Below are 14,012 nucleotides of genomic sequence, written 5' to 3'. Positions count from 1 at the left end.
CACTCGGAATTATTGAGACCTTAGGCTCAATAATTAGTCATGGAACTTCATAGAAGTTCGCTGACGTCCGTACTCACCTAAGGAAAGTTTTTTAAGAAGACTTTGTCTTCAATCTCAACAATTCCTAGAGCAGGGATTGTTTTTTTATGATGCAAAGAAGAGAGACTATTTGACGGCATCCCATAATTGGCGAATTGGCTTTCTTTGAACAGGGTCCACAAAATGAGGAGCAATTTCATTCAAAGACTCTAGGACAAAGGCACGTTCTGCCACATAAGGATGTGGCAAGATCAAGCTCGGACTGTAACAAATGGTGTCCTCCATATAGAGCAGATCTAGATCGATCACACGTGGCCCCCACTTGACCTCACGGACACGCCCCATTTCCTGCTCAATGGCAAGTAAGGTCTCTAATAAATCCTCTGGGGTCATCCAGGTTTCAACCTCTGCCACCTGATTCAAAAAGGTGTCCTGCTCCACTCCTCCCCAGGGTTCTGTTTCAATCCTTGTGGATGTCTGAAGAAGGCGAATGCCTCGATCCTTGAGTTTTTCTAGCGCCGTCTCTAGTTGCAGTTGTTTATCTCCCATATTGGTGCCAAGCCCAATAAAGGCCCGTTTTTTCTCCCGTTCGATTGTCACCGAACAAGTCTCGAGTGGCAAGGGAACAGGAGCCCAAGGTTTTTTCAACTCCAGACGAACTTTTTCTACGAAGGCATAGCTTTCGAAAATCTTTTGAACCAATTGAAAGGCCACCGTTTCAATCAGATCAATCTTTTCTGCCTGCATCCACTCGGTCAACTGTTCCGCCAAGATCCCGTAATGGATCGAAGCTTCCAAATCACCTGTGCGGGCAGCACGAGTCATCTCATAATCTACCCATAGGTCTAGGACAAAGCGTTGTCCTAATTCTTTTTCTGCTGGGAAAACACCGTGATAGGCGTATACCTCTAAGTCCTTGATCCGTAATTGATCCACTCTGTTCACCTCTTATAGCCAGCCATTAGTGGCCCATGAGTTTATAGGCTTCATTTTTTAAGTCTTTATCTGTCGCAAGCAGTCCACGCGCAGCAGTTGTCACTGTAGCGGTCCCAGGTTTACGGACACCACGCATGTTCATACACATATGCTCTGCTTCTACCCAGACAAGTGCTCCTTGTGCTCCAAGATATTCCATCAAGGCATCTGCGATTTCTACCGTCAAACGTTCCTGAATCTGTGGTTTTTTAGCGTAAACTTCGACCGTACGAGCCAGTTTGGAAAGCCCAGCCACACGGCCATTTGGAATGTAGGCAATGTGCACTTTTCCATAAAATGGTAAAAAGTGATGCTCACACATGGAATGGAAGAAGATATCCTTCTCGACCACCATATTGTTATCAATGATTTCAAATGATTTAGACAGGTGCTCTTCTGCTGTCTGCCCTAATCCTGCAAAGATTTCTTGGTACATCTTGGCAATGCGGGTCGGCGTTTCCTGAAGTCCCTCACGGTTCTCATCTTCACCGACTGCCTCGATGATCATTTTCACTGCTTCTTCAATTTTCTTTGTATCCATATCATCTCCTAGTTGGATTTTTCTGTTTTTAATAAATAAGGTCGTACCTGGCTAAGAAAGTAGAGCGATCCCGTTACAATGAGGAGCTCATCGCCTTTTGCTTGCCAGTTTTGTAGAAACTCTTGCCAGTTGACTTCCTCAAGCTGATGGTTTTTCGCAGCAGCTCTTATCTCTTCTTGAGAATAGGCTCTTGGATCTTCAAAGGTCGTTAGGATCAAGCGACTATTTTCCAGTTCCTGCCACTGAATGAGCATCTCTTCTAAAGCTTTGGTCCGGATGCAGGTAAAAAGAATGGTCTTTTTTTGCCTTGGGAACAGTTCCCGAAGACTTGCGATCAAAGGCGCAACGGCATGGGGATTATGGGCCCCATCTAGCAAGACCATGGGATTTTGCGAGACCACTTCCATCCGGCCAGGCCAGACGACTTGATGCAAGGCTTCATCCACTAACTCTCTTGACAAGAGTTCACGCCCTTCTCTTTCAAAAAGTACATCACAGATACTGATAGCAAGAGCTGCATTTCTGGCCTGGTGATGACCTAAGAGCGCTACTTGATAAGAGGCTTTTTCTCTTTTGGAACTGTGATAAGAAAAGGATTGACCCGATAGACAAGAGGCTTCTAGCTCAACTTGGTAATCCTTATCATAGGCTGTTATCGGTGCCTGCTTCTGAATCGCAATGCCTTCAATGACTTGGCTGGCTTCTGCTTCTAATTTCCCTAGAACCAGAGGAATTCCTGGCTTAATGATACCAGCCTTTTCACGGGCGATGGAAGCCAGATCTGGCCCAAGAAGGGCAACATGATCCAAGCCAATCGAAGTGATCGCAGTCAGAACAGGCTGACAGACATTGGTACTGTCTAGTCGTCCCCCCATACCGACTTCCATGATCACATAATCCAGCTCCTCGTGAGCAAAATAATCATAGGCGATGGCCGTCATCACTTCAAATTCAGTCAACCCTTGAAAAACAGCCCTTGATTGTTCAGCTTCCAGGAGTTGCTGGTAACTATCCAGGTAGGTTTGCAGGTCTTGATCCGAAATGGCTTCGCCATTAATGGTGATTTGGTCATTGTAATGGATCAGATAAGGAGAGGTAAAGACTCCAACTCGTAAACCTGCCTGCCTCAAGAGTTGGGACAAGGTGGCAATGGTAGATCCTTTGCCATTGGTCCCCGCAACATGAATAACCCGACAGTCTAGGTGAGGATTTCCTCTCAAAGCCAAGAGAGCTTCCATGCGCTCCAAGCCGAAATGTGGATCTTGGGAACGATAGGCTTCTAGCCAACGAAGATCCAACTGATGTTCTTTTGTCTTCATTTACTTGTATTGTTTTAAATTGGTATCTGCTGCCTCTTGGGCTTGGAAAATGGCTTGGCCCAGACTGGCTGCCATCTTGTGAAGGGGAATATCATGCACCCGCACTACTTCGACTCCTTGACTGGCTGCAATACTGGTCAAATGGCTCGAAGCCAGGTCCCGATTCCAAAAACCAGTCTCCGTTGCAGGATCTGTCTCAAATCCAGCTTCCTCAATAATATTGACCACAAAACGTTTGCGGGAGACCCCTAGAAAGATCGGATACCCCTTTTGGTGAATCGTCCCAAGTTCTTGTAATAAGAGTAAGTTCTCTCGCTTGGTCAACCCAAATCCGATCCCAGGATCCAACATAATACGATCCATCTGGACACCGGCTGCTTTCGCTTCAGCAAGCGAGCGGTCAAAGAAGGTCCACATCAAGTCTTGAATCGGTTCTTGAGCCATCTGTTGAAGCTCTTGCTCTGAAAAGACTGGTTCGAAACCAAAACGTGGAAAGATAGTGGAACTTGGATGATGCGGTCTTGCCATCACTGGATTAAACATGAGAACTGCGCTCGCTTCATGCTCCGCGACGACAGCAGCCATCTTAGGATCTCCAAGAAAACCAGTAATATCGTTGACAATATCAGCTCCAGCTTCGAGCGCTGCCGCCGCCACCTGGGACTTCCAGGTATCCACTGAAATCCAGACATCACTTTCTTTCCGAATGGCTTTAATCACTGGAACCACGCGGTCAATCTCTTCTTGGATCTCTACATAATGACTACCTGGTCTGGTTGATTCTCCTCCGATATCGAGGATCTGAGCTCCTTCTTGGATCAGTTTTCTCGCCTGCTGCAAGGCTGCATCCACACTCGTATACTTACCGCCATCAGAAAATGAATCCGGAGTGACATTTAAGATCCCACAAAGACCGGTCCCTCGGCCACTCAGCCATTTTTTATCAATCATTTTCGTTCTCCTTTGATTCCCTTACTACAGCATGATTGCGAACAAAAGAGGCTAGAACAAGTGTTCTAAACCCCTGAGTCTACTCTCCATACGGATTTCTGATTTTATCTGACCTTCTGTAGGATGGTTCTGCATCAAAACTCATTGGTACCTACCATTTTATCATAATTTATCATGGAAGAAAACTCTCCATACTGGCAATAAACAAAGGAGTATGACCACCGGATAATAATAAGCCAGCGCATTCAAGGTCATGTGAAGGTAAATGCTATATTCGATCCGCTTGTAGCGATAAGCCACCCAAGTTAAGATCAAGGACATGCCTCCGTAAGCTACCCATTCCCCTAGGGTACTCGGTCCATGCAAGTACGTAAAAAAGAGAGCACCGGCTAGATAACCGATCGGTTCTGCCCCTCGAAAGATCAAATGAGGGATAATGGCCCGACAGAGCAGCTCTTCTAGAATCGGAGCAACAAGGATCACGACCATGCCCATAGCGAGAAAAGGAGCATGAGATTGCAGCTCATTCAGAGCCGCTTGGTTTGCTGTTGTACCACCTGCCTCTTGTTTCAACAAGGGATAGGCGAGCAGATTATTAGCCATCAACAAGAGAAGAAAAAGAAAATTTCTCCCCAAAGCCGGCCAGGTAATGACCCGAACATCTAAGTTCTCCAGAGGGCTCATCTTGATGACCTTATAAAAAACAAAGAGCACTGCCACTGTCACCATGAGAGTGAGGATAGTGACCCACCTTGCATCTACTCCTTCTTGAAGGGAATAAACCATGGTGATGAGGGGGAATTGTGAGAGAAAGAATACGGGCACAAAAAGAAGGAGCCAGAGGGCATTCTTACATAATGGGTGCTTTCGAACAAAAGACTGTATATTTTTCAATGGACAACCTCTTTCTTGTATAAAATAAGAAGACTGGGGCTTTCGCCTCCAGCCTTCTCTCTTTATTACAGTTTACTGATTTTTGAAACGTTCAACGTCACGCGCAATCACCAACTCTTCATCCGTTGGAATCACCAATACCTTCACACGGGAATCATCTGTGGAAATGTCTCCGACAACTCCAAAGACGTTCTTTTCAGGGTCGACCTTGCAGCCAAACCAGCTGATGCCATTGATAATAGAAGAGCGAACGTTTACTGCATTTTCACCGATTCCTGCTGTAAAGATGATGGCATCTGCACCATTCAAAACAGCCAAGTATTGACCGATGTATTTTTGCAAACGATCGATAAAGATATCGTAAGCCAATTTAGCTTTTTCATCTCCATTGTGCATCGCTGTATGGATATCCCGCATGTCACTAGAAGATCCAGAAACACCCAGAAGACCTGATTCACGATTGAGGATACGGCTGATATCTTCAGGCTTATTGAAATCCTCTGTATGTTCCATCAAGTAAGGAATAATCGCTGGATCGAGATCCCCTGTACGGGTTCCCATCATGACTCCACCTAGAGGGGTGAAGCCCATTGAGGTATCGACAGAGATTCCCTTGTCAACCGCTGTAACAGATACACCATTTCCAACGTGGCAGGTGATCAATTTCAATTCTTCTAATGGTTTTCCAAGAAGTTTAGCAGCTTCACCAGCTACATACTGATGACTGGTTCCATGAGCGCCGTATTTACGGACCTTATTTTCTGTGTAATATTTAGTTGGAAGAGGGTAACGATAAGCTTTTTCCGGCATGGTTGTATGGAAAGAAGTATCAAATACCACAACACTGGTAATATTTGGACAAATCTCTCTAAAGGCACGAATTCCAGCTGCATTTGCAGGATTATGAAGAGGTGCTAACAAAGACAATTCTTCTACTTTTCGAAGGACTTCGTCATCTACCAAGGCAGAATCCTTGAAGTATTCTCCACCAGCAACGACGCGGTGGCCCACACCTGTAATCTCATCGTAGGATTTGATAATATCAAAGCGAATCAAATCATCCAACAAAATTTTTACAGCTTGTGTATGGTCCTGGATATCTAATACTTGTTTTTCAGAGCGTCCATCAAATTTAACGGTTGAAATAGAATCCTTCAAACCGATCCGTTCAATCAACCCTTTTGCAAGAACAGTTTCCTCTGGCATTTGGTACAATTGCCATTTCAAACTAGAGCTTCCTGCATTAATAGAAATTGTTTTCGACATATATTCACCTCATTAAGCGTTTTCACTTCCTCTATTATATCAGATCTTTGATCAAATTTCACTATCCTTTAACCAGTTTTGGAAACTTTCCATAAAGTGAACCACCTGGTCTTGATCCTGGAGATCGGTAAACGGATAGACAAAGGGCTGAACAGACTCTTCTTCTTGTTTTCGTAGGACGAAAATCGTCTTAGCATATGCCGGATTTGAAAAAAGAGATTCTGGCAAGGTCAGCATGGCAAGGAGTTGAGCCTTGTCTGTTAGCCAAGCTTTCAACAGATCACTCTGAGAGCTCGTCAAGAGGTTGTTTGGAGCTAAAAAGATGGCTACTCCTTGAGGTTTCAGGTATTTCAGAGCCTGTTCCATCATAAGGTGATGAGCATAGGTATGGCCTTCGGAGCTCGCCACCTGATAGCGCTGTGCAATCGCATCATCTGGATAATAACCAATCGGTAAGTCGCTAACGATCAAGTCACTTTCTTTTAACACTTGCGGACGCACCGCGTCGCCTTGTGCAAAGACAACGCTAGACTCCATCACATCTGCGATACTAGCAGATAGATCAATCAAGAGATCATCTACTTCCAATCCTAAGTAATCAATCGTGAGACGGCTATTGTTGACAATAGTCTCAGCGAGATTTCCGGTTCCACTTCCCACTTCTAAGACATCCAGTTGGTCGCTTTTAGCCAACTGATCGATCAAAAATGTAATGATAAAACCAATCGCATCTGGTGTGAACTGGTGATTCGCTTGTAAAGGCTCTGTCTGAGCAGCTTTCATAAAAAGGAATTGGTAGGCTCTGCGCCATTCTTCCTTACTTAAACCTAGTTCTTTTAATTTTTTGCTATTGTTTTTAACGATGTCTAGATTCGTCTTGCCATCCAAATACATGGCATTCTGTTCAATTAAGGCGTCATAAAAGTTGGTCGACAATTCATTTTGAATACTTTGAGTGTTTTCTAATAGATAGGTATAGACTTGTTCAATTTTTTCGAAATTCATGATTTCCTCCGCACCCTATCATACCAAAAATTAGTCTTTTTCGCTATTTTCTGATGGTTCCTTGGTCTCGTTTAGCGTCTCTTCAGAAGGCGTTTCGCTCCCTGCCTTCTCCTTATCTTTCTGTGTCTTCTTCTTTTCTTTTTGGCTCTTCTTACTTTCTTTTTCTTCCCTTACTGGAAGGACAAACTCATAGCTTTCGCCATCCATCTCAGCCTGGGCATGAAGAAAACCAGTATCCTTCTTTAGCTGAACGGTTCCAGATTTTAAATGAATCTCTGATGTCTTCTCATCACTCTTTCTCTTTTCAAGAGCCATTTGCACCAAAGCATAGGCCTGAAGGCGATCTTGACTCGTCTTTAAGATTCGTCTTTCCGCAACCTGACGGTGCAGGTAAAACTGAAGCAAGAGACTAAAAATCGCTGCCATCAAGAGAGCGTAAAGCAAGACACCAGCCTTAACTTTTTTCATTTTGTATCGCTGGTACCACATGGTAGACATACTCCCTTTCTAGACCTTCTTCAAAATTCAACCGCAGATGAAGGAGCTCTCCCTCCTGCCAAATTTGGCTAGAGCGAACCCCTGAAATCATAGGCTGATAGCCTCTGCCCTTATCATCTGTTTTTCGGATATCATCTCCTTTAGATTGGCCAATAGCAATTGGTTTTTGATCCTGAACCAAGTAGATATGATTGTCCGCTACTTTTTCAAAATGACTCCGGTCCAATTCCACCTGCAATTGTTGCTGAAAAAGTATCCATTCCTCCTGCTTTTGGTGTGCTTGGTAGTCCAATTCAGCATGCAGGAGCTTAGTCAAGCCTTGAAAGACCAACACACCCCCACTAAGGACCAAGAGAGCGACCAAGGCTTCGAGCAGGGTAAAGGCCTTGACCTTACCTTTATTCCACATGCAGTACCACCTTTCCTTGATGATAGACCGTGAGTTGATCGGCATCTTTTTCGACTTGAACTTGAATACCATTGGCCTCCAGATGATTTTGCCCTGTCTGAAGTGCCATTTGAGCGACAGATAAGACCTCTACCTCTTTGAAATCCGCTAGTCGCTCCCTACGCGAACGCCGGATCTCCCCTAACAATAAGGTCGTAATCATGGCAAATAAACCCAAGGCTACCAAAGATTCTATGAGAATACTAGCGGGAACGGATGCTTTTTTTAATTTTCCCATTTCCAAGCGACAGTTGATAGGTCACCACTCCTCTCTGTGTCTGAAAGTGAACATTGGCCAGGGATGAATTGCCACCTGCACGGTCTAAACGAATGGTTTTAGGATCTTGCAAAATGACAGAATCAGGAATCTCCACTGTCTGGTAGGGCGTTTGAATCTTCCTTGCAGTCACTTCAACATCCAATTCCGTTTGCCTTGCCAGCGCTATTTTCTGGCTTTCTTGATAGAGGTGTTCAAACTCTGCAAAAAATACTTTTTCTTCCACCTGCTGAAAGCTCGTCTTGATCGATCCCGATAAGCCCAGATAGATAAAACTGACGATCATCAAGGTCAGAAGAGTCTCCACCAAGGTGAAGGCCTTAATCTGCAACCGCACGAGTTTCTCCACTATTTTTCGCATAATAGGCACGATAAGATTCTGCTTGTTTGTTGGTAATATTTCCATCAGCAATTAGCTTTGATAGAGTGGCTTGGTCATTGGTATGATTGAGCTCGTACAATTCAGCCTGACTTTCGACCACCTTCACAACCGCTGCATTTCCTGTCTCTTTCACGGAGTCTTTTTGCTTGGTCAAATTCGGCACAAAGAGCAATAAGAGCACACTGATGATCAATAAGACCACCAACATTTCAATAAGTGTAAAGGCCTTAACCTTATAGGTTTTTAATTTTTTCATAAACGAACCTCCATATTTTGATAAATCGGCAGCAACATGGCTGCATAGAGTAACACAATCACAAGAGCCACAAAGACAAACACCAAGGGTTGTATCACATTCATGGCCTTGTGAACCCGACGAAAGAAATCTTCCCATGTTTTTTCAGCATAGATCTCTAGCTCACTTCCGAGCTTTGATTTGACTTCACCATATTCAATCATAAGAGGCAATTCTTTTTTGAAAAAAGGATACCCCCTGACCGTCTCTGAAAAGGACTGGCCACGATCTAAAGAAAGAGCTAAGTCCCTTCCAATTTCTTGAAAAAGCTGGGATTTTTGGTCCTGCATCATGGAAAAAATCTGAGTCAATTCCAATCCTTGCCCAATCAGATTGCCCCATTCTCTGGCATAATAGGCTGTCAAATAAGCTTGAATCATGCCTTTTCCGAAAGGCAGATGAGACAAGGTTCTAAAAACGTTGATCTTGCCTGACTGGCGGTAATAGAGAAATCCGAGTAAAAAGAAGGCCACCAGTCCCGCTCCTAAGACCAAAAAGAGTTGGGGGAAGGAACTGATCAATTGCGTCCCAATATTTTGAGCATCCATTTGAGGAAGCAAATAATTGCGCAAGCCTAGCATAATTAGAACTAAAAATCCAAGCAAGATGAGAGGATAGGTGCTCACCTCGATCAACTTTTTCTTGACCTTGCGCATGTTTTCTAGGTAAGCACTGATTTTCTCCAAGCTCAATGCAAGATTGCCATGGAGCTCAGCGAGAGACAGCTGTGTCGTCACTGCATCTGAAAAACCGATCCCTGCCATCATCTCTGAAAAACTCCGCCCCCGCGAGAGATCCTCTCGCATCTGGGAAACCAAACGACTCTCCACTAGGTGAGAGCGATCCAGAAAATCGACAATCTCAGACAGGTGAAAACCACTCGAATAAAGATTCAAAAACAATTCGATGATTTGCTTTTGTTTAGCGGTAGATAATTTTTTCGGCTTGGGCCTGAGCCAGCTGGATATATCCCGATTGAGCCAAGAGATCCATTTGTTGGTTCCAGCGGCTGGCTGAGTGCTCTTGGTAGTTTTCCGTCGCAAAATCGACCACACCTCCTCCTGCAATTAATCGTTGGTAGCAAATTCCTTGTAAAACAATCTTGAGCTCTTCCTCACTCACTCCAAGTTCTAAAAGTCGCTCATAAACACCTCGAACGCTTTTCGCATGAATCGTAGAGAAGACGGTGACTCCTGTCAAACTAGCCCGTACGACTGCACGAGCTGTTTCCTTATCTCGGATCTCTCCAATAATGAGAAGGTCCGGCCGATGGCGTAAGGAGAGTTTGATCAGGTTGTCATAGGTCATGCCAATCTGGTCATTCAGCTGAAGCTGAAGCATATTATCCTGCTTGATCTCGACAGGGTCTTCAATAGACATGACTTGCTGGTCCGCAAAGCGCTCTTGCGCTAAAGCATGCATGAGAGTGGTCTTTCCCGAGCCAACGGGACCCGCAAAAAGATAAAGCCCACGACCAGCCAATTTCTTCTTCAAGTCCGGTAATTGATCAAACCAAAACCGTAATTCGCGTTCCTCATCATGCAAGAGCCGAATAACCAAGCTTTCATAACCACGATAATCCCCCACCGTCGACAAGCGAATCGAGACCACTCCATCCTCTAATGGGTAATCACACGACCCTAGCTGGCTGCGCCTTTTTTCTCCCACATTCATCCCTGCCACGAACTTAAAGTGGCTAATCATAGCCGTCATGTCCTCAAAAGGGAAGGACTGCACAAAGCGCCTCTCGTCTCCCACCCTCATAAAAACCTGGTACTCCTCCTTCCGAGGAATGAAGTAAAGATCCTGAGCCTCTTCCTTCTTTCCCATACGGATCAGTTTTTTTGCAATTTCTTGAACCATAGTTCCTCCTCTCACTTATACTATTCGAAAAAGAAGACAAAAAAAGAAGACTTTCTAGATCGCTCTAAAAAATCTTCCGCATTTCTCTTATGACAGGGTCGTCCCCTTTTTTGAATCGAGTGTATATTGACAAGAACGGTGTTTGCGACTGCCTCTTTCCTTTTCGTAGCCTGGGCGGAGCTTGCTTTTAGGGATCTTATGCTCGTCTTCTAGGAGGACAATCGAATGGAAAAACTGCACATCTTCACTGCAGTCCTCACACCACTCTTGCTCCTTGGTATCCCAAAAGATCGTCATGAGGTCACTCCGACTCTTATAACTTGGAAAGTGCTCATTTAACTCCAACCACTTCTGCTTGTAGTATTTCAAAGCCTGGTAATAGTCTTCAAACTTCCGACTACTCAAGATATCTTCTTCCCAACCTTCTAAAAACCACCAGGGTTCACAGTCCCCGTACATTTCAATCACTCGATACATAAACTCTTCCATCCTTTGTATCCTCTATTATATAGAAAATCCTTTGAGAATAAAAGTTTTCTGCTCAGAACATGATTTTTCAGGTAGTTTTCAGGTGATTTTCACAATTATTTTTCAAAAATAGACTGCCTAATTGCTATTGGTTCCTTTTTTCGAGAATCAAAAGAAGAGAGTCCCAACAAAATGGACAGACCATCCTGGGGAACTCTCTCTTCTCAAGTATTTAGAACAATTCAAGTGCAATCATGGTTGTCATGGTTGCATCGTAATAGTTGTTCAGAGGTAGATCTTGTGTAAAGATATACTTGTTCTGTTGCACCAACTTCAAATAGCCTTTTTCATGTTCAGAGGCATAGACAATCGGTGCCAAAAAGCTTGCTGCCTGATGATTGTTCAAGGCCTTCCCTTTCAAGTCATAACCTGCATACAGGTTTCGTTGACTCTTGAAAAAGTTAAGCATCTTTTTCACCAATTGTTGACTGGTTTTGTCCTTACTTTGAACAAGGTTGTATGGAAGGCGACAAGCATTATACGAGTAGGCACCATCATACTTGGATTCAATCGTCTTTGGATCCGCTACGCGCGTTCCTTGCTCATCTACCCAGATGAAATCAGGTAGTAAACCTGTTTTTGTTTGGGAGCTGATCGTTTGGAGTTGTTGCAACATCTTTTCTTTGATGTCCAACCACTTTGAATCTTTTGTCACTTCATAAAAGATCTGGAATTGCGCTGGCAGTGTATCAGACGTCCGCATCAAATGATAAAACTCCGAGTCCTGATTGGCCCAATTCCCCACCGTTAACACACCCGTTTCTTCATTGTAGTTGTGTGCGAGAATATCTTCTAAAATCGCTTTGGCTTGAGCCTGGTAGTCTTTGGCTTGCTTTGGCCATTTCTGAGCGGCTTTTAGAAGAGCATAGGCGATGTAGAGATCTCCATCTGTAGCGTTATGATCCTCATCCTTTGCTTTTCCATTGCTGATGGTTTGTTTCCAAGACATCAATTGGGTACCTTCCAAGCGATGATTTAGATAATAGTGATAGAGTCGGTCAAAGTCTGCTTGTTGGGCTTGTCCTTTTTCGGCAGCTGCAACAGTAATGAGCATTCCATAACTTTGTGCCTCGGATAACACTACTGTTTGATTGCTATCATTGGTGGTTCGAACATAGGATTCTTTCCCTTTTGAAACAACAAAATGCTCATTCCACTGATGATAAATTCGATTTCGCATCTCCACTTTACTTCTCGTTCTCGCTAAAAACAAGGTCAAACAGAAAATGCAAAGGATGACTAGAAACCATACATATCTCATCTTTTTCGTTTTCATAATTTCTCCTATCCTGCGAATCGTTTTGTTTTAACCCATTTGGTTTCTTTCCGGTGCAATAGTTTATCCATCACAATCGAAGAGATGGCATCAATCGACACAATGATAAACAGTTGAGAATAGGTGAAATAGGCAGCCAAGGCCAACCAAATTTGCTTGGTAGTGGCTTGACCAAATTGTGAGGCAAGAGCCACATTAATCTGAAGCAGATAAAGTCCAATCATCAAGACCCAATTGAACAACATCAATTGCGCAATATAGATATTTTCTGAATCAAAGGCAAATGGAATTTGCACACCTGGCACCACTGTATGGATACACATGGCCAGAATATTGGCAAAAAAGATCAAGTCCGATAAGACGATGGCTGCGTTAAACCAGAAGAAGACACAGGAATAGTTGGTCACTTCCAACTTCACGCGCCAATTTCCCTTACCAAATAAATGCTTGAAGTTGGAAAGAACCACTTCATAATTCCCTTTGGCCCAACGTTTCCGTTGCATATAGTAACTCTTCAGAGTCTCTGGCTCTTGTTGGAAGGCTTCTGAATTATAGGCTAGCGCAATCAACTTCCCACTTTGCATAATCTTGAAGGAAATATCTGTATCCTCAGTCAAGGCACCGTTTTTCCATCCTCCAATACTCTTGACAAATTCGGTTTGAATAATGAAGTTAGTTCCTGGAATCCGTCCAATCTTAAAGAGATGCCACATGCCCACATGATGAACCCGTTGGGTAACGACAATTTCTTGGTTGATACAGCGAGTCAAGAAGTTTTGATTGGCATTCCGCGTTTTATTGCGGCCGAAAGAAGCCACATGACGTTCTGGATCTTTGAGGACTTCTTTCACAAGGAAATAAAGAGCATTCTTTTCAGGCATGGCATCTGCATCATAGACGCAGATATAGTCTCCGGTTGCCATCGCCAAAGCGTCATTTAGCACACCGGCTTTCCCACCTGTCCCGCTTCGATTGATAATGGTCAAATCACGTCCTGCATACTCTGGCAATGCTTTAACCGCCAAACACTCTTCATAGGTTCGATCAGAACAATTATCCGCAAAGAGCAGTAATTCAACACGATCATGTGGGTAGTTCATATCAAGGATCGCTTTAGCTGTTTGTGCAATGACCACATCCTCATTATGGGCGGGCACGACGATCGTCACTTTTGGATAATAAGGAAGCGGATCCGTATTAACACGAAAATCACTGTGTTTAAACCAAAAATGAACGGCTGAAAAGAGGATTACTAAGCCCCAGGCTAAGGACAACCAAATCGAAATCAAGGCAATAATCATCACAATCTGACTAATCATGGTCCACCGCCTTAAAATTTTTATTGACACGGTGGTAAATCACCGTATAAGCTACAAATAATACAATAAAGCACAAGGCAAAAAATACACTGATGCCTACAGCTATATTAAAAAATATATTTGTAAGAGACATGTT

At 43.8% G+C, this 14,012-nt stretch carries 18 protein-coding genes; all 18 read right to left on the bottom strand.

Features of this window, described 5'->3' with window-relative positions:
• Positions 1-165 precede the first annotated feature (165 nt).
• Positions 166-975, bottom strand: coding sequence for a 2-amino-4-hydroxy-6-hydroxymethyldihydropteridine diphosphokinase (gene folK, locus ADG03_RS09055; RefSeq protein ID WP_023919641.1), 810 nt, complete (start codon positions 973-975; stop codon positions 166-168).
• A gap of 25 nt (positions 976-1,000) precedes the next feature.
• Positions 1,001-1,555 (bottom strand): GTP cyclohydrolase I FolE, encoded by a 555-nt coding sequence (gene folE, locus ADG03_RS09050; protein WP_003019101.1) that lies wholly within the window; start codon positions 1,553-1,555, stop codon positions 1,001-1,003.
• 8 nt (positions 1,556-1,563) lie between these two features.
• The gene (locus ADG03_RS09045) at positions 1,564-2,874 is read right to left on the bottom strand and encodes a bifunctional folylpolyglutamate synthase/dihydrofolate synthase (protein WP_049472864.1); all 1,311 of its coding nucleotides are present in this window, start codon (positions 2,872-2,874) and stop codon (positions 1,564-1,566) included.
• Positions 2,875-3,825 (bottom strand): dihydropteroate synthase, encoded by a 951-nt coding sequence (folP, locus tag ADG03_RS09040; protein ID WP_049472865.1) that lies wholly within the window; start codon positions 3,823-3,825, stop codon positions 2,875-2,877.
• Between the two features lie 162 nt (positions 3,826-3,987).
• Positions 3,988-4,719, bottom strand: a complete 732-nt coding sequence (locus ADG03_RS09035) for a CPBP family intramembrane glutamic endopeptidase (RefSeq protein ID WP_049472866.1) — start codon at positions 4,717-4,719, stop codon at positions 3,988-3,990.
• A gap of 72 nt (positions 4,720-4,791) precedes the next feature.
• Complete coding sequence (locus ADG03_RS09030) at positions 4,792-5,985, bottom strand: acetate kinase (protein WP_023919646.1); 1,194 nt, start codon at positions 5,983-5,985, stop codon at positions 4,792-4,794.
• Between the two features lie 51 nt (positions 5,986-6,036).
• Positions 6,037-6,990 (bottom strand): class I SAM-dependent methyltransferase, encoded by a 954-nt coding sequence (locus tag ADG03_RS09025; RefSeq protein WP_049472868.1) that lies wholly within the window; start codon positions 6,988-6,990, stop codon positions 6,037-6,039.
• Between the two features lie 30 nt (positions 6,991-7,020).
• Entirely contained in the window at positions 7,021-7,479 is a 459-nt protein-coding gene (gene comGG / locus ADG03_RS09020; protein ID WP_023919648.1) for a competence type IV pilus minor pilin ComGG, read from the bottom strand.
• Positions 7,445-7,897 (bottom strand): competence type IV pilus minor pilin ComGF, encoded by a 453-nt coding sequence (comGF, locus tag ADG03_RS09015; RefSeq protein ID WP_049472872.1) that lies wholly within the window; start codon positions 7,895-7,897, stop codon positions 7,445-7,447. Before comGF ends, comGG begins: the two co-directional genes overlap by 35 nt.
• On the bottom strand, positions 7,887-8,174 hold the full coding sequence (gene comGE / locus ADG03_RS09010) for a competence type IV pilus minor pilin ComGE (protein WP_049472874.1): 288 nt from the start codon (positions 8,172-8,174) through the stop codon (positions 7,887-7,889). The genes comGF and comGE overlap by 11 nt, the downstream gene beginning before the upstream one ends.
• Positions 8,140-8,544, bottom strand: coding sequence for a competence type IV pilus minor pilin ComGD (gene comGD, locus ADG03_RS09005; protein ID WP_003004513.1), 405 nt, complete (start codon positions 8,542-8,544; stop codon positions 8,140-8,142). The genes comGE and comGD overlap by 35 nt, the downstream gene beginning before the upstream one ends.
• Positions 8,534-8,851, bottom strand: a complete 318-nt coding sequence (comGC, locus tag ADG03_RS09000; protein WP_023919650.1) for a competence type IV pilus major pilin ComGC — start codon at positions 8,849-8,851, stop codon at positions 8,534-8,536. Before comGC ends, comGD begins: the two co-directional genes overlap by 11 nt.
• Positions 8,848-9,879, bottom strand: a complete 1,032-nt coding sequence (gene comGB, locus ADG03_RS08995) for a competence type IV pilus assembly protein ComGB (protein ID WP_192832140.1) — start codon at positions 9,877-9,879, stop codon at positions 8,848-8,850. Before comGB ends, comGC begins: the two co-directional genes overlap by 4 nt.
• Positions 9,812-10,753 carry a competence type IV pilus ATPase ComGA gene (gene comGA, locus ADG03_RS08990; RefSeq protein ID WP_031572599.1) on the bottom strand — a complete coding sequence of 314 codons (942 nt, stop codon included), beginning with the start codon at positions 10,751-10,753 and terminating at the stop codon, positions 9,812-9,814. The genes comGB and comGA overlap by 68 nt, the downstream gene beginning before the upstream one ends.
• An 87-nt stretch (positions 10,754-10,840) precedes the next feature.
• Entirely contained in the window at positions 10,841-11,230 is a 390-nt protein-coding gene (locus ADG03_RS08985) for a DUF1033 family protein (RefSeq protein ID WP_049472903.1), read from the bottom strand.
• 223 nt (positions 11,231-11,453) lie between these two features.
• Positions 11,454-12,557: a family 8 glycosyl hydrolase gene (locus ADG03_RS08980; protein ID WP_049472876.1), complete on the bottom strand. Its 1,104-nt coding sequence runs from the start codon at positions 12,555-12,557 to the stop codon at positions 11,454-11,456.
• A gap of 8 nt (positions 12,558-12,565) precedes the next feature.
• Complete coding sequence (locus ADG03_RS08975) at positions 12,566-13,876, bottom strand: glycosyltransferase family 2 protein (protein WP_049472878.1); 1,311 nt, start codon at positions 13,874-13,876, stop codon at positions 12,566-12,568.
• On the bottom strand, positions 13,869-14,009 hold the full coding sequence (locus ADG03_RS11780; protein ID WP_003009749.1) for a hypothetical protein: 141 nt from the start codon (positions 14,007-14,009) through the stop codon (positions 13,869-13,871). Before ADG03_RS11780 ends, ADG03_RS08975 begins: the two co-directional genes overlap by 8 nt.
• Positions 14,010-14,012: the final 3 nt, after the last annotated feature.

Source organism: Streptococcus parasanguinis, assembly GCF_001069785.1.
In the GTDB taxonomy this organism is placed as follows: domain Bacteria; phylum Bacillota; class Bacilli; order Lactobacillales; family Streptococcaceae; genus Streptococcus; species Streptococcus parasanguinis_T.
This window is presented reverse-complemented; position numbering and strand designations above follow the sequence as displayed.